General features: G+C 71.7%; 16 protein-coding genes. 9 read left to right on the top strand and 7 right to left on the bottom strand.

Annotated features, from left to right (window positions below):
* Positions 1-62 precede the first annotated feature (62 nt).
* The 3 genes from ACT1U9_RS05375 to ACT1U9_RS05365 all read right to left on the bottom strand — a co-directional run bounded on the left by ACT1U9_RS05375 (position 63) and on the right by ACT1U9_RS05365 (position 2,074).
* Positions 63-434, bottom strand: a complete 372-nt coding sequence (locus tag ACT1U9_RS05375; RefSeq protein WP_444537224.1) for a PPOX class F420-dependent oxidoreductase — start codon at positions 432-434, stop codon at positions 63-65.
* An 18-nt stretch (positions 435-452) separates the two neighbouring features.
* A complete protein-coding gene (locus ACT1U9_RS05370; protein ID WP_444537223.1) occupies positions 453-935 on the bottom strand; it encodes a DUF456 domain-containing protein in 483 nt (160 codons plus the stop codon).
* Positions 936-1,093: 158 nt separating this feature from the next.
* Positions 1,094-2,074, bottom strand: coding sequence for a helix-turn-helix domain-containing protein (locus tag ACT1U9_RS05365; RefSeq protein ID WP_444537222.1), 981 nt, complete (start codon positions 2,072-2,074; stop codon positions 1,094-1,096).
* A 402-nt stretch (positions 2,075-2,476) separates the two neighbouring features.
* Between ACT1U9_RS05365 and ACT1U9_RS05360 the strand changes: the two genes are divergently transcribed.
* The 3 genes from ACT1U9_RS05360 to ACT1U9_RS05350 all read left to right on the top strand — a co-directional run bounded on the left by ACT1U9_RS05360 (position 2,477) and on the right by ACT1U9_RS05350 (position 6,637).
* Entirely contained in the window at positions 2,477-4,051 is a 1,575-nt protein-coding gene (locus tag ACT1U9_RS05360; protein WP_444537221.1) for a protein phosphatase 2C domain-containing protein, read from the top strand.
* Between the two features lie 28 nt (positions 4,052-4,079).
* Positions 4,080-5,822: a pyruvate dehydrogenase gene (locus ACT1U9_RS05355; RefSeq protein ID WP_444537220.1), complete on the top strand. Its 1,743-nt coding sequence runs from the start codon at positions 4,080-4,082 to the stop codon at positions 5,820-5,822.
* 356 nt (positions 5,823-6,178) lie between these two features.
* The gene (locus ACT1U9_RS05350) at positions 6,179-6,637 is read left to right on the top strand and encodes an ATP-binding protein (RefSeq protein ID WP_444537219.1); all 459 of its coding nucleotides are present in this window, start codon (positions 6,179-6,181) and stop codon (positions 6,635-6,637) included.
* On the opposite strand, the gene ACT1U9_RS05345 is transcribed toward ACT1U9_RS05350, so the two are convergent.
* Positions 6,634-7,698 (bottom strand): DUF2637 domain-containing protein, encoded by a 1,065-nt coding sequence (locus tag ACT1U9_RS05345; RefSeq protein WP_444537218.1) that lies wholly within the window; start codon positions 7,696-7,698, stop codon positions 6,634-6,636. The genes ACT1U9_RS05350 and ACT1U9_RS05345 overlap by 4 nt on opposite strands.
* Before the next feature lie 194 nt (positions 7,699-7,892).
* A complete protein-coding gene (locus ACT1U9_RS05340) occupies positions 7,893-8,729 on the bottom strand; it encodes a (2Fe-2S)-binding protein (protein ID WP_444537217.1) in 837 nt (278 codons plus the stop codon).
* 125 nt (positions 8,730-8,854) lie between these two features.
* On the opposite strand from ACT1U9_RS05340, the gene ACT1U9_RS05335 reads away from it, so the two are divergent.
* A complete protein-coding gene (locus ACT1U9_RS05335; RefSeq protein WP_444537216.1) occupies positions 8,855-9,619 on the top strand; it encodes a GntR family transcriptional regulator in 765 nt (254 codons plus the stop codon).
* Between the two features lie 147 nt (positions 9,620-9,766).
* Here ACT1U9_RS05335 and ACT1U9_RS05330 read toward each other — a convergent pair whose 3' ends face one another.
* Positions 9,767-10,534 (bottom strand): hypothetical protein, encoded by a 768-nt coding sequence (locus ACT1U9_RS05330; RefSeq protein ID WP_444537215.1) that lies wholly within the window; start codon positions 10,532-10,534, stop codon positions 9,767-9,769.
* Positions 10,535-10,724: 190 nt separating this feature from the next.
* Positions 10,725-12,401, bottom strand: coding sequence for a PucR family transcriptional regulator (locus tag ACT1U9_RS05325; protein ID WP_444537214.1), 1,677 nt, complete (start codon positions 12,399-12,401; stop codon positions 10,725-10,727).
* Positions 12,402-12,659: 258 nt separating this feature from the next.
* On the opposite strand from ACT1U9_RS05325, the gene ACT1U9_RS05320 reads away from it, so the two are divergent.
* From ACT1U9_RS05320 to ACT1U9_RS05300, 5 genes are all read left to right on the top strand, one after another.
* A complete protein-coding gene (locus ACT1U9_RS05320; RefSeq protein ID WP_444537213.1) occupies positions 12,660-13,550 on the top strand; it encodes an FAD binding domain-containing protein in 891 nt (296 codons plus the stop codon).
* A 2-nt stretch (positions 13,551-13,552) separates the two neighbouring features.
* Positions 13,553-14,146: a (2Fe-2S)-binding protein gene (locus ACT1U9_RS05315; RefSeq protein WP_101390754.1), complete on the top strand. Its 594-nt coding sequence runs from the start codon at positions 13,553-13,555 to the stop codon at positions 14,144-14,146.
* 5 nt (positions 14,147-14,151) lie between these two features.
* Positions 14,152-16,545: a xanthine dehydrogenase family protein molybdopterin-binding subunit gene (locus ACT1U9_RS05310; protein WP_444537212.1), complete on the top strand. Its 2,394-nt coding sequence runs from the start codon at positions 14,152-14,154 to the stop codon at positions 16,543-16,545.
* Positions 16,546-16,865: 320 nt separating this feature from the next.
* Positions 16,866-18,323 carry an NCS2 family permease gene (locus ACT1U9_RS05305; protein ID WP_444537211.1) on the top strand — a complete coding sequence of 486 codons (1,458 nt, stop codon included), beginning with the start codon at positions 16,866-16,868 and terminating at the stop codon, positions 18,321-18,323.
* Between the two features lie 58 nt (positions 18,324-18,381).
* Positions 18,382-19,533 carry an XdhC family protein gene (locus ACT1U9_RS05300; protein WP_444537210.1) on the top strand — a complete coding sequence of 384 codons (1,152 nt, stop codon included), beginning with the start codon at positions 18,382-18,384 and terminating at the stop codon, positions 19,531-19,533.
* Positions 19,534-19,547 lie beyond the last annotated feature (14 nt).

The raw sequence follows: 19,547 nt of genomic DNA, 5'->3' as shown, positions 1-19,547 counted from the left end.
GCGCCCCTGAAGGCAAGGTGGCCCGGGAAGGCGAGGGTCCGCCACCACGGGCTCGGGCCCGCTCACGCGTCCTCCAAGCCCCAGCTGTGGATCTTTCTGGGGTGGATGCGGATCAGTTCTTCGCTGAAGTGGGGGCCCAACTCGTGGGGGCCCGTGAGGAGTTCCGCCTCGCCTCGGATCTCTACTCCGCGTACCTTCCACGGCCTGACGCTCACCACGTCGTCCACGACCAGGGACAGCCTCGGGTTGGCCAGGAGGTTGCGCCACTTCTTCGTCGTGCCCAGGGCGAAGCCGCCGATGAGGATCGTGTCGTCGTCCTGGGGGAAGTAACCGACCGGGTTGGCCTGGGGCTGGCCCTTGGGGTCCACGGTCGCCAGGCGTCCGAGGCGCTGGGACCGGAGGTACGCGCGCTCGGCCGCGCTGAATTCGCTCATGCCCCCAGCGTCACAGGCTCAGCCCCAGATGACCACGCCCACCCACGCCCCCACCACCAGCAGGCACGCAAGCAGCTCCATCAGGACCGAGTAGCCACCGGCCCGCAACACCGTACGGGCCGACGTCCAGCCCGCCCCGTGACTGCCCAGCCGTACCCGTTCCGCCCCGTAGAGGCCGCCCAGGAAGCCCGCGACCGCGCCCACCACCGGGAGCAGGAAGAAGCCGACGATCGCCGCGACACCGCCGGTCAGGAGGGAGCGCCGGGGTACCCCGGCCTCTTTCAGGCGCCTCGGCGGCAGTACGAGCTTGAGGGACTGGGCGATCAGGAGCAGCGCCGTGGACCCGGCCAGTACCGCCCAGGCCGGGCCCGTCGTGTCGGTGAGGGCCCACCACACCACGGCCGCCCAGACGATCGCCTGCCCCGGCACACCGGGCACGAGCACGCCGAACAGGCCGAGGAGCATCACCACACCCACCTCTAGGAGCTGCCACACGCCCACCAGCCCAGCGTGCAGGAAACGCAGCGTGTCCGCAGTTCTGTGGCGGGCGTGTACCCGGGGCACGGCTTGATCTGGCCCCCGCATCCAAGGGGCGCGGGGAACTGCGCGACCAGCCACGCACGGTCCGCAGTCGCCCGACCACGTCACCCGGCACACCGCTACCGCGCCACCCAGCCCCTTTCATACGCATGCCACCCCAACTGCAACCGAGTGGTCACCCCCGTGAGCTCCATCAGCCCCTTGACCCGCCGCTGCACCGTCCGCAACCCCAGCTCCAGCTGCTTCGCCACGCTCGCGTCCGTCATCCCGGCCAGGAGCAGCGACAGGATCTCCAGGTCCGTCGGATCCGGGCCGACCGACTCCTCCCGTACGACCGCACCCCCGCCCGCCAGCCGCAGCGGCAGCGCATCGCGCCAGACCGCCTCGAAGAGGCCCATCAAGGACTCCAGGAGGCCGCTCGCGTGCACCACCAGGGCCGCGGGCTCCGCGCCGTGGCCGGTCAGGGGCACCATCGCGAGGGTGCGGTCGGCGACGACCAGCTTGGTGGGGACCCGGTCCACCGTCCGTACCTGCTCGTCGCGGCCGAGCGCCGCCGACAGCTCGGTGATACCGGCGGGCGACGCCAGGACCGCGCGCTCGATGACCACGCGGTAGGCCACGCCCCGGGCCGCCGCCCGTTCCTCGGACTCGTTGTCCATGCCGGTCACCGCGACCGGATTCCCGGTGACCAGGGCGCACACCTCCTCGGTCGCGCCCAGTTGCAGCTGGTGGAAGCGGTGGGCGACGGCGGACGCGCCGGTCACCACCTCCACCAGGTCGTGCACGGCGGGTTCGGCGGCCTCCGCCCGGTACTCCTCGGCGAGCAGCGCGGCCGCCAGCTCCGCCCGCTCCAGCTCATGGCGCTGCTGGGTGAGCAGGGCGCCCAGCGCGACCCCCGGCGGGGCCGCCACCCAGCGTCCGGTGCGGGCCGACGACTGGGCCGCGAGGCCGTGGCGCTCCAGTCGCCGCAGCGCGCGCTCGGTCTCCGTCTCGGGCAGCGCCAGTCGGTGCGCCAGGTCCGCGACCTCCGCCGCGCCCACCGCCACCAGCGTCCGGTACGCCGACTCCTGCGTCTCGTCGAGGCCTATCGCTCCCAGCACCCTCGTCCGCCCCCTCTCGTGCCGGGGTCCGCGCCTGGCGGAAAACGGCCACGGCGCAAACCCGCCTCACAACATCATCCCCGCACCTTCCGTCGCTCTGCGAAGGTTGCGCAACCGCAGCACCAACAGCCGTCGGCAACAAGGCATTTGTGCGCTTTGCGCGCGGACTGTTTTGTTCCGGATTCACCCGGGGGATGCGATGCGCCCGATATCGCGTATCGCGCCCCTCACGGGGCGCGGCACCGGTCACAAAAGTTTCGTCGGGCGGCTCTCCTGTGGGGGGAAGAGCCGCCCGGCGAAGTCCATTTCGCTCGTGTCCGCGTGCGGAGTGCGCATTTGTGTGCTGACCACTTTTACCCGATGCACCGTTTTCGTACGGCCCGTGCGGTGGACAATAAGGGCATGAGTCAGCAGGGGGAGAGGCGCACCTCGGACGACGACTGGTGGACTCGCCTGTACGACGAGCCCGCCCCGGACAACGCACCCGCCAAGGCGGGCGACACCCTCGACGACCGTTTCGACTCGGCCGCGCAGGCGGTGAGTCCGGCCGTGCCGGACCCGAGGTCGGGGCGCAGCGGTCCCCGGCACGCGGCGCGCGTGCCCCAACAGCCCGTAGCGAGCGAACGAATCGATCCTGCGGACCGGCCACCCGATCCGATGCCCGCCGCGGCTCCTGATCCGATGCCCGCCGCGGCTCCCGAAACGCCCCCGGCCGCCACCGGCCCCCGGGCGCCCTGGCAGCCGCCCGCCCCCACGGCCCCGCCCGACGCCGGTCGCTCGGCCGCCTGGTGGGAGCCCGCCGACTCCGTACCGGCCACGGCCCCGCCGCCGCCCGCGTACGAGCCCCGGGCGATCCCCGAACCGCCGTCCAAGCCGCCGACCGCACCGCCCGAGTCCGCCGCCGCGCCGCCCCCGTCGGAGCCCCCCGTCCCACCCGAGTCCGGCCCGCCCACAGTGACCGACGCGGCGCCCCCGCCCGAACCGGAACCCCCGGCCCCGCGCCCCCGTACCGCCCATGTGGGTGACGGTCCGCCCACCTATGACCCCGAGCCCACCGCGCTGCCCTTCGCCCGGCCCGACAGCCTCGGGGAACTCGTCGCCGACACCGTGCTCGACGGGGCCCGGTACGGCTCGTACGTACTGCGGGCCGCTTCCGTACGCGGGGACTCCGCGCGCTACCGGGGCGAGCCGAGGCGGGACGCGCTGCTCACCGCGCGGTTCGGGAACGGCCCGGACGCGCTCGTGCTGGTCGCCGTGGCCAGTGGCGTACGGGCCGTCGGGGACGCGCACCTCGCCGCCGCCGACGCCTGCCGCTGGATCGGCGGGGCCATCGGGCGCAGCCATGCCCGGCTCGCCGACGACATAAGGGCGGGGCGGCGCGGCGACCTCAAGTCCGGCCTTCACCGGCTCACCGACCGCAGTTACGGACGGCTGCGCGCCCGCGCCGCCGAGCTCGGGGCGGAGCCCGAGCAGTACACCGCGAGTCTGCGCTGTCTGCTGCTGTCCGCCGATCCCTCCTGCCGTACGCGGGTCTTCTTCGGCGTCGGGCACGGCGGGCTCTTCCGGCTGCGCGCCGGCGCCTGGCAGGACATCGAGCCCGCGCTGCCCGAGCCGGGGGAGGTCTCCGGCGAGCCCGTCGTGGGGTTCGGCTCGGCGCCCGCCGAGTCCGTCGAGGGCGACCGGCTCACCATGGACCTGCACACCGTGGAGCCCGTCCGGCCGTTCATCGACGCGCCGCCACCGCCCGCCGAACCGTTCCGCTTCCGTGCCTCGGTCGCCCGCCCGGGCGACACGCTGCTCCTGTGCAGCGGCGGCCTCGCCGAGCCGCTGCGGGGCGAGCCGGCGCTCGCCAAGGAGCTCGCCGAGCGCTGGGCCGGGGACGAGCCGCCGGGCCTCGCCGCCTTCCTCGCCGACACCCAGCTGAGGGTGAAGGGGTACGCCGACGACCGTACGGCGGTCGCGGTCTGGGAGGCGTGAGGCGCCTGCCCATGGCATGAATGGAGCCATGGGCAAACAGAATGTGGCAGAGCAGTTCGTGGACATCCTCGCCCGGGCCGGGGTGCGGCGGATGTACGGCGTCGTCGGCGACAGCCTCAACCCCGTCGTCGACGCCATCCGCCGCAACTCCGCCGTCGACTGGATCCAGGTCCGCCACGAGGAGGTCGCGGCGTTCGCGGCGGGAGCCGAGGCCCAGCTCACCGGGAGCCTCGCGGCCTGCGCGGGCTCCTGCGGCCCCGGCAACCTCCATCTCATCAACGGGCTCTACGACGCCCACCGTTCGATGGCCCCGGTCCTCGCCCTCGCCTCGCACATCCCGTCGTCCGAGATCGGCCTCGGCTACTTCCAGGAGACCCACCCCGACCAGTTGTTCCGCGAGTGCTCGCACTACAGCGAGCTGATCTCCAGCCCCAGACAGATGCCCCGGCTGCTCCAGACCGCCATCCAGCACGCGATCGGCCGGGGCGGCGTCAGCGTGGTCTCGCTGCCGGGCGACGTGGCCTCCGAGCCCGCCCCGGACAAGGCCGTCGAGCACGCGCTGGTCACCGCCCTGCCGTCGGTGCGCCCCGGCGACGCGGAGATCGAGAAGCTGGCCCGGCTCGTCGACGAGGCCGCCAAGGTCACCCTCTTCTGCGGCAGCGGCACGGCCGGGGCGCACGCCGAGGTGATGGAGTTCGCCGAACGGATCAAGGCCCCGGTGGGGCACGCCCTGCGCGGCAAGGAGTGGATCCAGTACGACAACCCGTACGACGTCGGTATGAGCGGGCTGCTCGGCTACGGGGCCGCCTACGAAGCCACCCATGAGTGCGATCTGCTGATCCTGATCGGCACCGACTTCCCGTACAACGCGTTCCTGCCCGACGACGTCAAGATCGTGCAGATCGACGTCCGGCCGGAGCACCTGGGGCGGCGCTCGCAGCTCGATCTGGCCGTCTGGGGCGACGCGCGCGAGACGCTGCGCTGTCTCACCCCGCGCGTGAAGGCCAAGACCGACCGCCGCTTCCTCGACAAGATGCTGAAGAAGCACACGGACGCGCTGGAGGGCGTCGTCAAGGCGTACACGCGCAAGGTGGAGAAGCACATTCCCATCCACCCCGAGTACGTCGCCTCCGTACTGGACGAACTCGCTGCCGACGATGCGGTGTTCACGGTGGACACCGGGATGTGCAACGTCTGGGCCGCCCGTTACATCTCGCCCAACGGCAAGCGCCGCATCATCGGTTCGTTCAGCCACGGCTCGATGGCGAACGCGCTGCCGCAGGCGATCGGCGCGCAGTTCGTGGACCGCGACCGCCAGGTGATCTCGATGTCCGGCGACGGCGGTTTCTCCATGCTGATGGGGGATTTCCTCACCCTCGTCCAGTACGACCTGCCGGTGAAGATCGTGCTGTTCGACAACTCCTCGCTCGGCATGGTCGAGTTGGAGATGCTGGTCGCGGGTCTTCCGTCGTACGGGACGACCAACCGCAACCCCGACTTCGCGGCGATCGCCCGCGCGGCCGGTGCGTACGGCGTACGCGTCGAGAAGCCCAAGCATCTCGCGGGCGCGCTCAAGGACGCCTTCAAGCACAAGGGTCCGGCCCTGGTCGACGTCGTCACCGACCCCAACGCGCTCTCCATCCCGCCCAAGATCAGCGCGGAGATGGTCACCGGGTTCGCGCTCTCCGCGAGCAAGATCGTGCTGGACGGCGGGGTCGGGCGGATGCTGCAGATGGCGCGCTCGAATCTACGTAACGTGCCCCGTCCGTAAGGAAGTTGTCCACTCGCGCGTCAGTTGATGGGGTGATTGTCTACGGTCAGCCCGTCTGGGACGGGGGTGGCCGGAAGGCGTGCGGAACTGCAGGGATCCGTGGGCCTTCACCCGCGAATCCCGGGTTTATGGGCCCTTTAACCCTGTAAGTCGCCCATGGGTAAGGGGTGCCACCGTCGAGTGCCTGCTCCGGTCGTTTCCGGGGCGGAACCGATGCCGCCGGGCGTGGAACCGCTCCCGCGCCGGTTTCCGTCGGTCGTTGCGGAATCACCATGCGTGACGGGGGGTCACCGGGGCATGCATCTCGTGAGGGTGTTCGAGACGGGAAGGGACGTTGCGACGTGCGGGTGGGGGTCATGACAGGACGTCAGGGAGGGGCCGGATCCGATACGGACGGATCGCTCCAGGGGACAGGTGCGCGCGCCGCGCTCCAGGGACAGCTGCGGCGCCGGGTGGGGCGGTCTGATCTCACGGCGGTGCCGGAAGTGCGGCGAGCGCTGCGGGAGTTGCTCGGTCACTGGGGGCACTCGGAGCCGGCCCATGTGGCCGAGCTGCTGACGTGCGAGCTGGTGACCAACGCCCTGATACACACGGACCACGGGGCGGTGGTGACGGCCACGGTCGCACCGGCCGGGCTCCGCGTCGAGGTCCATGACTTCATGGCCGCGCTGCCCAGGCCGCACGTACCGTCCGCCGACGACGGTACGCACGGCAGGGGCCTGCTGCTGGTTCAGGCACTCGCGGACGCCTGGGGCGTACGCGCGCACGAGGCGGGAAAGGTGGTCTGGTTCGAGCTGAGGCTGGGGAGCGCCTAGCCGAACTGCTGCTCAAGGTCCTTCAGCTTGCGCTCCAAGTGGTCGAGCCGGGGCAGGGTCTGGGTGTCGTCCTCGGCGGTGAGGTCGACGGTCCGGGACGTCGCGGGCTCAGCGCCCGTGACGGCCTGCAGGGAGGGCCGGTTGCGTAGAGGCAGTTGTCCCGGCTCGGCTATGGCGGGCTCCGCGACAGCCTTCGGCTGCGCGGAGCCCGAACCACCGGCGATGGACTGGACGTCGACCTGTCGGCCCCCGGGCCGCACCCGGCCAAGGGCCCGGCCCTGCCGGGTGAGCGCCTTCAGATGCGCCCGCTCCAGCTTCTCCTGCTCGCGTCGGCGCAGCCGGTTCTGCTCCTTGGCCCGCCGGTCCTCGCGCACCTCGTCGACCGCCTCGTCCAGCGTCCGTACGCCCTCCAGGAGCATCAGCGACCAGGCGCCGAACGTCTCCCGGGGCGCGCGCAGCCACCGTACGATCCGGATCTGCGGCAACGGCCGTGGCACCAGGCCCTGTTCGCGCAGGGCCGCCCGGCGGGTCTGCTTCAGCGCGCGGTCGAAGAGGACCGCCGCCGACAGCGACATCCCGGCGAAGAACTGCGGGGCGCCCGCGTGGGCGATGCCGCGCGGCGCGTGCACCCAGTTGAACCAGGCGGCCGCGCCCGCGAACGTCCACACAAGCAGGCGCGAGCCGAGTGCCGCGTCGCCGTGGCTGGCCTCGCGCACCGCGAGGACCGAGCAGAACATCGCGGCCCCGTCGAGGCCGAACGGGACGAGGTATTCCCAGCCGTCGGTCAGGCCCAGGTTCTGCCGGCCGAAGCCGACCAGGCCGTGGAAGGAGAGCGCGGCGGCGACGGCCGCGCAGCAGAACAGCAGCCCATAGGAAGCCGTGCCGTACACGGCCTCCTTCCTTCTACGGCGATCCTCGCTGCGTTCCCAGGTGTCGTCGCCGGACGCGCCCTCGCCGCCGACGCGCTTGCCGCGTGCGAGGACGACCAACGCCACGACGACCCCCACGATCATCACGCCGCCCGGAAGCAGCCAGTCCAGAGATATGTCGGTCAGTCGCATGCGGTGTCCCTTGAATCACGTAAGGCATTTCGTGCGCCATAGTGCTCCTGCCGTACGGGGCCGCAGGGGGTTTTCGGGGCAAGAGACCGTCATTGGACGGCCGTGGCATTCGGATAGGTGCGATCTGATCGAACTTGCGTGGCCGCAGAGCGAGTTGGGTTCGAATACGACTCACTCCGACGGGTGGCGTGGATTCAGGACGCCGTGCCGAGCTTGGCCACCCGATCGGCGTCGCAGGTACGCGGACAGGTGACGCAGGTGTCCTCGGGGCGCAGGGTGTAGAAGAGGCAGCAACTGGCCCGGTCGCGGGTCGGCAGCGGCTCGCCCGCCGGTTCCGTCAGCTCACGGAACCCGGCGCCGCCGACGTACGGCTTGGTCGAGCCCGGCAGCAGCCGTTCGAGCTCGCCCATCGCGCGGCGCTCCTCGCCGAGCAGCGCCGCCACGTACCAAAGGCCCTCGACGATCTCGTCGGTCGCCATGCCCCACAGCGCCCGCCGGCCGCGCCGCATCCGGGGTCCGAAGCCGTCGAGCACGGGGCCGAGGTGCTCGGCGACGGCCGCGCGCACCTCGGCCCGCAGCGCCTCCTCGTCCGGTACGACCCGGGCGCCGGGCAGCACGGCCGCCGGGTCGCCGGGCAGACACGCGAACTCCCGCACCCGTACGGTCAGCCGCCCCAGCGTGCGCTGGAAGGCCACCTCCTCGACGGGTACGCGCGGCACCCGGCGGTGCAGAAACCAGGGGACCGTGATGAGCAGACAGGCCGGCCAGGCGTACCGGTGGAAGCCGAACGAGGCGATGACGTCGGGGCGGGCCTCCTGCCCGTAATCGCGCAGCACCTGCTCCTCGTCCCAGCCGAGGAAGGTGTCCAGGGCGTCTCCGCCCTCCGCGAGCCGGTGCGCGCCGACCCAGCCGGGGGAGTCCGGGGCCTGTTCGCCGTCCGCCAGCTCCGCCACCCGAAGGCCCGGGTAGACCTCGGCGAGGCGCGCGTAGGACGCCGCCAGGGGGCTTTGGAGCAGCGTGGACACAGTCATGCAGGGACCACCGAATCACGATCGTTTGCAGGTAAGGCTTACCTTAGCGGAAGAGTGCGAGGTTTGAACTGTCGCTTTGTCCGCCTATGGTGCTGGGGAGATACCGAACGGTAGGAGGGCATGGGGTGGAGCAGGGCAGAGCGCGCGAAGCGGCGGTGGCGCCGTTCGGGTTGCCCCGCGTCCCCGCGCAGGCCCGGGCCGAGGGCGACCCCAGCGCACGCGGGGAGCACACCCACAGCGAGCCGCCCGCCCCGCAGCACCAGGTCCGCCGGCACTCGGTGCGCGGCCAGATCCTGGAGGCGCTGCGGGCCGCGCTCGTCGACGGCGAGCTGGTGCCGGGCGAGGTGTACTCGGCGGTGGCGCTCGGCGAGCGCTTCGGCGTCTCGGCGACTCCCGTACGCGAGGCCATGCAGCGCCTGGCCTCCGAGGGCGCGGTCGAGGTCGTCCCGAACCGGGGCTTCCGGGTCACCGAGCGCAGCGCCGTGGAGCTCGCGGAGCTCGCCGAGGTGCGGGCGCTGATCGAGGTGCCGGTGATGCTGCGGCTCGCGCGTTCCGTCCCGGCCGCCCGGTGGGCCGAGCTGCGGCCGCTCGCCGAGGCGACGACGCAGGCGGCGGCGGTCGGTGACCGGGCGGGGTACGCGGAGTCGGATCGCGCGTTCCATCGTGCGGTGCTGGCGCTTGCCGGGAACCAGCAGTTGCTCCAGGTCGCGGAGGATCTGCACCGGCGGTCGCAGTGGCCGCTCACGGTGACCGCCGCGCCGGTCGCTCGCCATGCGGAGTTGGTCGCGGACGCGGCGGAGCACATGGCGTTGCTGGACGCGTTGATCGCCCAGGATCTGACGGTTGTTCAGTCCCTGGTGCGGGAGCATTTCACCGGATCTGCGCTGTAACGCTGCGCGGAGGGTGCGGGCCGGTGGGGGTTGCTCGCGCAGTTCCCCGCGCCCCTACAGGAGGGCCCGAAGGGCCCATTCAGGGGCGCGGGGAACTGCGCGACCGGCCCAGCACGGTCCGCAGACAAAAGCACGCCCCCAAGGGGGTCAGGTCGTCGCCGGCGCCGGGGCCAGATGCGCCGCGAGCCACGTCGGCACTCCGCCCAGGAGACGGAACAAACGCGCCGCCTCCGTGCGCAGCCTCGTCGCCTCCGGTTCCGGTTGTGCCTCGGCCAGGGCGGCCAGGGCCGGGGCCGTGCCCACCAGGTAGCCCAGCTCCTCCCGGATGCGCAGGGACTCGGTGAAGCCGTGGCGAGCCTCGGCCAACTCGCCTTCGCGCAGGGCGAGTCCGGCCAGTTGGCGCCAGGTGAACGAGAGTAGCAGGGTGTCGCCGTGGGCCGTGGCGCCAGCGTGGGCGCGGCGGTAGGCGGCCCGGGCCGCCTGCGGCGCGTCGGTGACGTTCTCGGCGAGCAGCCCGCGCCGGAAGTCGAGCAGCGCCCGGCTGCGCGCGGCCGGGGCGATCAGCGCGGCCGCCCGGCCGAACGCCGAACGTGCTTCGTCGGCCCGGTCCCGTACGCCCAACAGCGTTGACGCGTACGCGAGTTGGCCGCGCTCGCAGGCGGCGGCGCCGCGCTCCTCGTCGTCCCCGGCCACCGCCTCGGCGCCGCGCAGCGCCTCCTCGGCCTCGGCCCAGCCGCTCTCGGTGTACAGACAGCGCTCGGTGAGCAGCGCGGCCCGTTGGAGGGCGGCCGCGGGCTCGGCGCAGTGTGGCTCCAGCAGGGCGGCCGCGTCGGTCCAGCAGCCGCGCGAGCGCAGCCGCCACACCGCGGTCTGGAGCGGATCCCCGTCATCTGCAGTCGTTCCGGAACCAGACATGGCGGGATACGCCACGTTGCCCTCCCCGAGCGCGCCATTGAGCTGATGAGTCGCGGGCCAAACGTCGTGGCCGCATCTCAGCACGGATTGGCACGCCGGGCCAAGGGCCATGCGTGAATTCCTTCACAAACGGCGGGTTGCCGTACGTCGGGGTGGTGTTCCCGGCCGTACGCGCCGCTTTCGCGCCCCCTCAGCTCATCCGCAGGGCCAGGAAGAAGTCCAACTTGTCCTCCAGGCGCGAAAGGTCACGACCCGTCAGTTGCTCGATCCGGCCCACCCGGTAGCGCAAGGTGTTGACGTGCAGATGCAGACGTGTGGCACAGCGGGTCCAGGAGCCGTCGCAGTCGAGGAACGCCTCCAGGGTCGGGATCAGCTCGGCCCGGTGGCGCCGGTCGTAGTCGCGCAGCGGGTCGAGGAGGCGGGCGGTGAAGGCGCGGCGCACGTCGTCCGGGACGAACGGCAGCAGCAGGACGTGCGAGGCCAGCTCGTGGTGCCCGGCGGCGCAGACCCGGCCCGGGCGGGCGGCGGCGACCCGGCGGGCGTGCCGGGCCTCCTCCAGGGCGCCGCGCAGCCCCTCCGCCGAGTGCACGGCCGCGCTGACACCCAGTGTCAGGCGTCCGTCGTCGGCGAGACCTGCCGAGAGCGGCGCCTGGACGGCGGCGAGCAGCGCCTCGGCGTGCAGCCCGCTCTCGGAGCCCTCCGGGCCCACGGAGGGCAGCGGCACCAGGGCGATCGCCTCGTCGCCCGCGTGGGCGACCGCGATGCGGTCCGAGGAGTCGGCTCCGGCCACCGCCGGGTCGACCAGGATCTCCTCCAGGAGCGCCTGGGCGACCGGGCCGCCCGCGATCTCGGCCGCGCCGGTCGCGGACTGGCTCCAGTCGACCCGGGCCACGATGACCTGCCAGTGCGGCGCGGAGCCGAGGCCCGGCAGCAGCACGGGGGCGGCGACCCGCAGCCGGGCCGCGATCTCGGCGGGCGCGGCGCCGGTCTGCACCAGTTCCAGGACCTCCTGGGCCAGCCGCCGGCGTACCGCACGGGCCGCGTCGCGGCGGTCGCGCTCCACGGCGATCAGCTGGGTGACGCCCTGGAGCAGATCCAGCCGCGCGGCGGGCCAGTCGCCCGCGTCCGCCTCGACCGCGAGCAGCCAGTCCGACAGGACCGTCTCGCGCACGTCGCGGGCCGCGGGGGCCGCTCCGCGCCCGCTGTGGCGGATCGGGAACAGCGAGTACGTGGTGCCGTTCACCACGGCCCGATGGGGGCCGCGGCGGCCGGTGCGGGTCGCGCCGAGATGTTCACCCGCGAGAGTGGCGCCGACCGCGGCCTCCAGTGGGTCGCCGGCGCCCGCGATCTGTCGGCCGGTGGGGGAGAGCACCCAGGCCCGCAGGTCCAGGTCGGAGCCGAGCAGGTCCAGGACGACCTCCGGGCCGCCGCCCGCCGGGCCCGACGTCATCAGCCGCCGGTGCCGGTCGACGACCGCCGCCAGGTCCCCGGCCCGCTCGCCGGACACCTGGCGCACCACGTGCTCGGTGATGGTCGCGAAGGCGACCGACTCGTTGACCGCGAACAGCGGCAGCCGGTGCTGTGTACATGCACGGATCAGGTCATCCGGGATCGCGCCCAGCTCGGCCTCGCCGGCCGCCAGGCCGACCACCCCGGCTCCGGCCAGGATCCGTACGAATGGCTCGGAATCGTCGGCGTCCCGGCGCCAGGCGAGCCCGGTGAGGACGAGCTCGCCGCCGGAGAGATAGCGGCTCGGATCGCGCAGGTCAGTGGTCATCACACCGCGTACGGTGCGGTCCAGCTCGTCCTCGCCGCCGAGCAGCCGCAGCCCCAGCGCGTCGGTCTCCAGAAGTGCGCGCAGCCGCATCGCGTGTCGCCGCCGATCTGTCTTGTTGTTGCCGGTGGAAAGCGGTGGGGTTTCTGAGCACCGCCTTTCATACGAATCTACAAGACGTAGATGGAGACCAGCCAACTCCTTCATGGTTTCGGTGACTGCACCCGGCGGAGTGAGGCTTGTGTACTGGGGCCACACAGCGTTAACAGCACATGAACGACTTTGAAGCCCAGGCCCTGCCGTCACCGGGACCCGCGCGAACGACCCCGATTGAGAAGAAGAGAGCCACTCATGGACTTCCTTCGCCCCGCCAGCTGGGAGGAGGCGCTCGCCGCCAAGGCCGAGCACCCCACGGCTGTGCCCATTGCGGGTGGCACCGATGTGATGGTCGAGATCAACTTCGACCACCGCCGGCCCGAGTACCTTCTGGACCTGAACCGCATCGAGCTGCTGCGCGCGTGGGAGGTCGGCGAGGAGACCGTACGACTCGGCGCGTCCGTTTCGTACACCCAGATCATGGAGAACCTGCGGGCCGAGCTGCCGGGTCTGGCGCTCGCCTCGCACACCGTCGCCTCCCCGCAGATCCGCAACCGCGGCGGCGTCGGCGGCAACCTGGGCACCGCGTCCCCGGCCGGTGACGCCCACCCGGCGCTGCTCGCCGCGGGCGCCGAGGTCGAGGTCGAGTCGGTGCGCGGCTCGCGCCTGATCCCGATCGACGAGTTCTACACCGGTGTGAAGCGCAACGCGATGGCGCCGGACGAGCTCATCAAGACGGTCCACATCAAGAAGGCGGACGGCCCCCAGCAGTACTCCAAGGTGGGCACCCGCAACGCGATGGTCATCGCGGTGTGCGCCTTCGGTCTGGCCCTGCACCCCGAGACCCGCACGGTCCGCACCGGCATCGGCTCCGCCGCCCCCACCCCCGTGCGGGCCAAGGCCGCCGAGGAGTTCCTGAACGCCGCGCTCGAAGAGGGCGGATTCTGGGAGAGCGGCAAGATCATCACTCCCTCGATCGCCAAGCAGTTCGCGGAGCTCGCCTCCGCCTCCTGCAACCCGATCGACGACGTACGAGGCACCGCCAAGTACCGCCGGCACGCCGTGGGCATCATGGCCCGCCGCACCCTCGGCTGGACCTGGGAGCAGTACCGCGGCACCGGCCGCTCGCTTGAAGGAGCTGCATAACCATGCGCGTCAATTTCACGGTCAATGGCCGCAAGCAGGAAGCCGACGACGTCTGGGAGGGCGAGAGCCTTCTCTACGTCCTGCGCGAGCGCATGGGTCTTCCGGGTTCGAAGAACGCCTGTGAGCAGGGCGAATGCGGCTCCTGCACGGTCCGCCTGGACGGTGTGCCGGTGTGTTCCTGCCTGGTCGCGGCCGGTCAGGTCGAGGGCCGCGAGGTCGTCACCGTCGAAGGCCTGGCCGACTACGCCAAGCACCGGGACGACGCCCACCCGGGCGGTGCCTGCGCCTCCGGCGCCTGCGGCACCTCGGTGGACGCGGCCCAGCGCTGGCAGGCCAAGCCCCAGGACGGCCGCAGCGCCGAGTCCGGGGACCTCTCCCCGATCCAGCAGGCGTTCATCGACGCCGGCGCCGTGCAGTGCGGTTTCTGCACCCCCGGTCTGCTGGTGGCCGCCGACGAGCTCCTGGAGCGCAACGCCTCCCCGTCCGACCAGGACATCCGCGAGGCCCTCTCCGGCAACCTCTGCCGCTGCACCGGTTACGAGAAGATCCTCGACGCGGTCCGCCTCGCGGCCGCCCGTCAGGAAGAGGCGGTCTGACGATCATGGCCACCACTGGTACTCCCACCAACATCACCCAGGGCTCCAAGACCAAGGGCGGCATCGGCGAGTCGACGCTGCGGCCCGACGGCACCCTCAAGGTCACCGGTGAGTTCGCGTACTCCTCGGACATGTGGCACGAGGACATGCTCTGGGGCCAGACCCTGCGCTCCACGGTCGCCCACGCCGAGATCAAGTCGATCGACATCTCCGAGGCCGTCGCGATGCCAGGCGTCTACGCCGTGCTGACCTACGACGACCTGCCGACCGACGTGAAGAACTACGGCCTGGAGATCCAGGACACCCCCGTCCTCGCGCACGGCAAGGTACGCCACCACGGCGAGCCGGTGGCGCTGGTCGCCGCCGACCACCCGGAGACCGCGCGCCGCGCCGCCGCCAAGATCAAGGTCGAGTACGTCGAGCTGCCGGTCATCACGGACGAGGCGTCCGCGACCGCCCCCGGCGCGGTCCTGGTCCACGAGGGCCGCGACGACCACCACATCGGCCATGTGCCGCACCCGAACATCGTGCACCGCCAGCCGATCGTGCGCGGCAACGCCGACGAGGCCGCCAAGCGCGCCGACGTCATCGTCACGGGCGAGTACACCTTCGGCATGCAGGACCAGGCCTTCCTCGGCCCGGAGTCCGGCCTCGCCGTGCCGTCCGAGGACGGCGGCGTCGAGCTGTACGTCGCCACCCAGTGGCTGCACTCGGACCTCAAGCAGATCGCCCCGGTCCTCGGCCTGCCCGAGGAGAAGGTGCGCATGACGCTCTCCGGCGTCGGCGGTGCCTTCGGCGGCCGCGAGGACATCTCGATGCAGATCCACGCGTGCCTGCTCGCGCTGCGCACCGGCAAGCCGGTCAAGATCGTCTACAACCGGTTCGAGTCCTTCTTCGGCCATGTGCACCGCCACCCGGCGAAGCTCTACTACGAGCACGGCGCCACCAAGGACGGCAAGCTCACGCACATGAAGTGCAAGATCGTCCTGGACGGCGGCGCCTACGCGTCGGCCTCCCCGGCGGTCGTCGGCAACGCCTCCTCGCTGAGCGTCGGCCCGTACGTCATCGACGACGTCGACATCGAGGCGATCGCGCTCTACTCGAACAACCCGCCCTGCGGCGCCATGCGCGGCTTCGGCGCGGTCCAGGCGTGCTTCGCGTACGAGGCGCAGATGGACAAGCTGGCGGCGAAGCTGGGCATCGACCCGGTCGAGTTCCGCCAGATGAACGCGATGGAGCAGGGCACGATCATGCCGACCGGACAGCCGGTCGACTCCCCGGCCCCGGTCGCCGAACTGCTGCGCCGCATCAAGGCCCGCCCGCTGCCGCCCGAGCAGCAGTGGGTGACCGCAGGCGAGGCGGCGGACGTCCGCGCGCTGCCCGGTGGCCTCTCCAACACCACGCACGGCGAAGGTGTCGTACGGGGTGTGGGCTACGCGGTCGGCATCAAGAACGTCGGCTTCTCCGAGGGCTTCGACGACTACTCCACCGCCAAGGTGCGCATGGAGGTCATCAACGGCGAGCCGGTCGCGACCGTGCACACCGCGATGGCGGAGGTCGGCCAGGGCGGTGTCACCGTCCACGCGCAGATCGCCCGCACCGAGCTCGGCGTCACCCAGGTGACCATCCACCCCGCCGACACCCAGGTCGGCTCGGCCGGTTCCACCTCGGCCTCGCGTCAGACGTACGTCACCGGCGGCGCGGTCAAGAACACCTGCGAGAACGTCCGCGAGGCGGTCCTGGAGATCGGCCGGCGCAAGTTCGGCTCGTACCACCCGGCCTGGGCGACGGCCGAACTCCTCCTGGAGGGCGGCAAGGTCGTCACCGACGGCGGCGAGGTCCTCGCGGACATCGTGGACGTCCTGGAGGACGAGGCGGTCGAGCTGGAGCTGGAGTGGCGCCACCGGCCCACCGAGGCGTTCGACCTGCGCACCGGCCAGGGCAACGGCCATGTCCAGTACTCGTTCGCCGCGCACCGCGCGGTCGTCGAGGTGGACACCGAGCTCGGCCTCGTCAAGGTCGTCGAGCTCTCGGTCGCCCAGGACGTCGGCAAGGCGCTCAACCCGCTGTCCGTCGTCGGCCAGATCCAGGGTGGCACCACCCAGGGCCTGGGCGTGGCGGTCATGGAGGAGATCATCGTCGACCCGAAGACCGCGAAGGTGCGCAACCCCTCCTTCACGGACTACCTCATCCCCACCATCCTCGACACCCCGACCATCCCGGTCGACGTGCTCGAACTCGCCGACGAGCACGCCCCGTACGGGCTGCGCGGCATCGGTGAGGCCCCGACCCTCTCGTCCACCCCGGCCGTCCTCGCGGCGATCCGGAACGCGACGGGTCTGGAGCTCAACAGGACCCCGGTACGCCCCGAGCACCTCACGGGTACCGAGTCGTCCTGACCCCCGAAACCCTCCGGGCGGTGCGTGCCTCCCAGGAACGTCACACTTCCGCGACCGCCCGCGCCGCCCGGAGTACAGGAGTACCGCACCGCTCGCGGTCCTTCGCACCACCAGCACCACCCGTAACACCAGCACCACCGCTTCTGAGCCGCACTGCGGTACCGGAAAGGAACCGGTACCCCCGCAGTCCGCGGAAACGTTCGTCTCGGGCCGTCCCCCGGGTCGTGCAGCCCACGCACCATCCCAAATCCCGCAGCTTGTCTGACTGAGATCCCCCAAGTCTTATGCGGGTGCCCCTTTGAACCTTGGGAGTAGGCACCATGACCCAGCAGTCCCTGGAGCCGCAGACCACCGCCGAGGACGCGGGCTCCGGCTCGCTCGTCCCCGCCGGCAGATCCTGGCTCGACCGGTACTTCCACATAACGGACCGAGGATCGTCGGTCGCGCAAGAGGTGCGCGGCGGCATCACCACCTTCATGGCGATGTGCTACATCCTCCTGCTCAACCCGCTGATCCTGTCGACGCCCGACGTCGACAAGCACACGCTGGGCCATGCGGGCCTGGTGACCGCCACCGCGCTCGCGGCCGCGGTCAGCACGCTGCTGATGGGCTTCATCGGCAAGGTCCCGCTCGCACTCGCCGCCGGACTGAACGTCTCCGCGGCCCTGACCACCCAGGTGGTCCCCAACATGACCTGGCCGCAGGCCATGGGCATGTGCGTCATGTACGGCGTGGTCATCATGCTGCTGGTCGTCACCGGCCTCCGTGAAATGATCATGAACGCCATCCCGCTGCCGCTCAAGCACGCGATCACCATGGGCATCGGCATGTTCGTCGCCCTGCTCGGCCTGGTGAAGGCCGGGTTCGTGGGGCGCGGCAAGGGCGGCCCCGTCACCCTCGGCGCCACGGGCGAACTGGTCGGCTGGCCGGTCCTCTTCTTCGCGGTGACCCTGCTCCTGATCTTCGCCCTCCAGTCGCGCAACGTCCCCGGCGCGATCCTGATCGGCATCGTGACCGGCACGGTCCTCTCGCTCGTCGTCACCAAGGTCGGCGGTCTGACCGACAAGGACTGGGGCGGAGCCGCCCCCGGCCTGAGCGGCAGCGCGGTCGCCAAGCCCGACTTCGGACTCTTCGGCCATGTGGAATTCGGCGGCTGGGGGCAGATCGGCGCGATCAGTGTCGGCATGATCGTCTTCACCCTGGTGCTCGCCGGCTTCTTCGACGCGATGGCCACCATCATCGGCGTCGGCCAGGAGGCCAAGCTCGCCGACGACAAGGGCCGGATGCCGGGCCTGTCCAAGGCGCTGTTCATCGACGGCGCCGGCGGCGCGATCGGCGGCGTCTCCGGCGCCTCCGGCCAGACCGTCTTCATCGAGTCCGCGACCGGCGCCGGTGAGGGCGCCCGCACCGGCCTCTCCTCGGTCGTCACCGGCCTGTTCTTCGCGGCCTGTCTCTTCTTCACCCCGCTCACCCAGCTGGTCCCGGCCCAGGTGGCCGCCGCCGCGCTGGTCGTGATCGGCTCGATGATGATGAGCGCCGCCAAGCACGTGGACTGGAACGACCGCGCGGTGTCGATCCCGGTGTTCCTCACCGTGGTCCTGATGCCGTTCACGTACAACATCACGGCCGGTGTCGGCGCGGGCGTCATCGCCTACACCGTCATCAAGGCGTCCCAGGGCAAGTGGCGGGAGATCGGCGGGTTCATGTGGGCCCTGTCGGGCATTTTCCTCGTCTACTTCGCGCTGAGTCCCATTGAGAGCTGGCTGGGCGTCAAGTAGGTCACCATCGGGCGTACGACCGTCGCCCTCCACTGATCCGTTCCGTTAGGAGACCGACATGCTGGACATCGCCGAAGAGCTCAACCGGTGGGTCGAGCAGGGCCGTGACTTCGCCGTCGCCACCGTGGTGGCCGTCGGCGGCAGCGCGCCCCGCCAGCCCGGTGCGGCGCTCGCCGTCGACGGCGAGGGCACGGCGATCGGCTCGGTCTCGGGCGGATGTGTGGAGGGCGCGGTGTACGAGCTGTGCCAGCAGGCGCTGGCCGACGGCGAACCCGTACTCGAACGTTTCGGCTACAGCGACGAGGACGCCTTCGCGGTCGGCCTGACCTGCGGCGGCATCATCGACATCCTGGTCACACCGGTACCGGCGGACTCCCCGTCCCGGGCCGTGTACGCGACCGCGCTGGCCCACGCCTCGCGCGACGAGGCAGCGGCTCTGGCCCGCATCACCGAGGGCCCGTCCGACCTGGTCGGCCGCCCGTTGCTGGTCCGCCCCGACGGTACGTACGAGGGCGCCCTCGGCGGTCACCCCGAGCTCGACCGGGCGGTGGCGCAGGAGGCCCGGGCGATGCTGGACGCGGGCCGCACGGGCACGCTGACGCTGGGCGCGGACGGCCGCCTGTGCGGCCAGCCGCTCACTGTTCTGGTCGAGTCGAGCGTCCCGCCCCCGCGCATGATCGTCTTCGGCGCGATCGACTTCGCGTCGGCGCTGGTGCGGGTGGGGAAGTTCCTCGGCTACCGCGTCACGGTGTGCGACGCACGGCCCGTGTTCGCCACGCCGGTCCGCTTCCCGGAGGCGGACGAGATCGTGGTGGAGTGGCCGCACAAGTACTTGGCGTCGACGGAGGTGGACGCGCGTACGGTGCTGTGCGTCCTGACCCACGACGCGAAGTTCGATGTCCCGCTGCTTGAGGCGGCGCTGCGGCTGCCGGTGGCGTACGTGGGGGCGATGGGCTCGCGGCGCACCCACGAGGACCGCAACGCGCGTCTGCGCGAGGTGGGCGTGACGGAGCTGGAACTGGCCCGCCTCCGTTCCCCGATCGGCCTCGACCTGGGCGCTCGTACGCCGGAGGAGACGGCGCTGTCGATCGCGGCGGAGATCGTGGCGAACCGGCGCGGCGGTACTGGGGTGTCGCTCACGGGTGCGCACACCCCGATCCACCACGAGCGCTCCGAGGGCCCGGTGGGGCGGATAGGTTCGGTGGCGTAAGCGGATCGTGCGTG

The organism is Streptomyces sp. BR1 (genome assembly GCF_052373795.1).
Taxonomy (GTDB): domain Bacteria; phylum Actinomycetota; class Actinomycetes; order Streptomycetales; family Streptomycetaceae; genus Streptomyces.
This window is presented reverse-complemented; position numbering and strand designations above follow the sequence as displayed.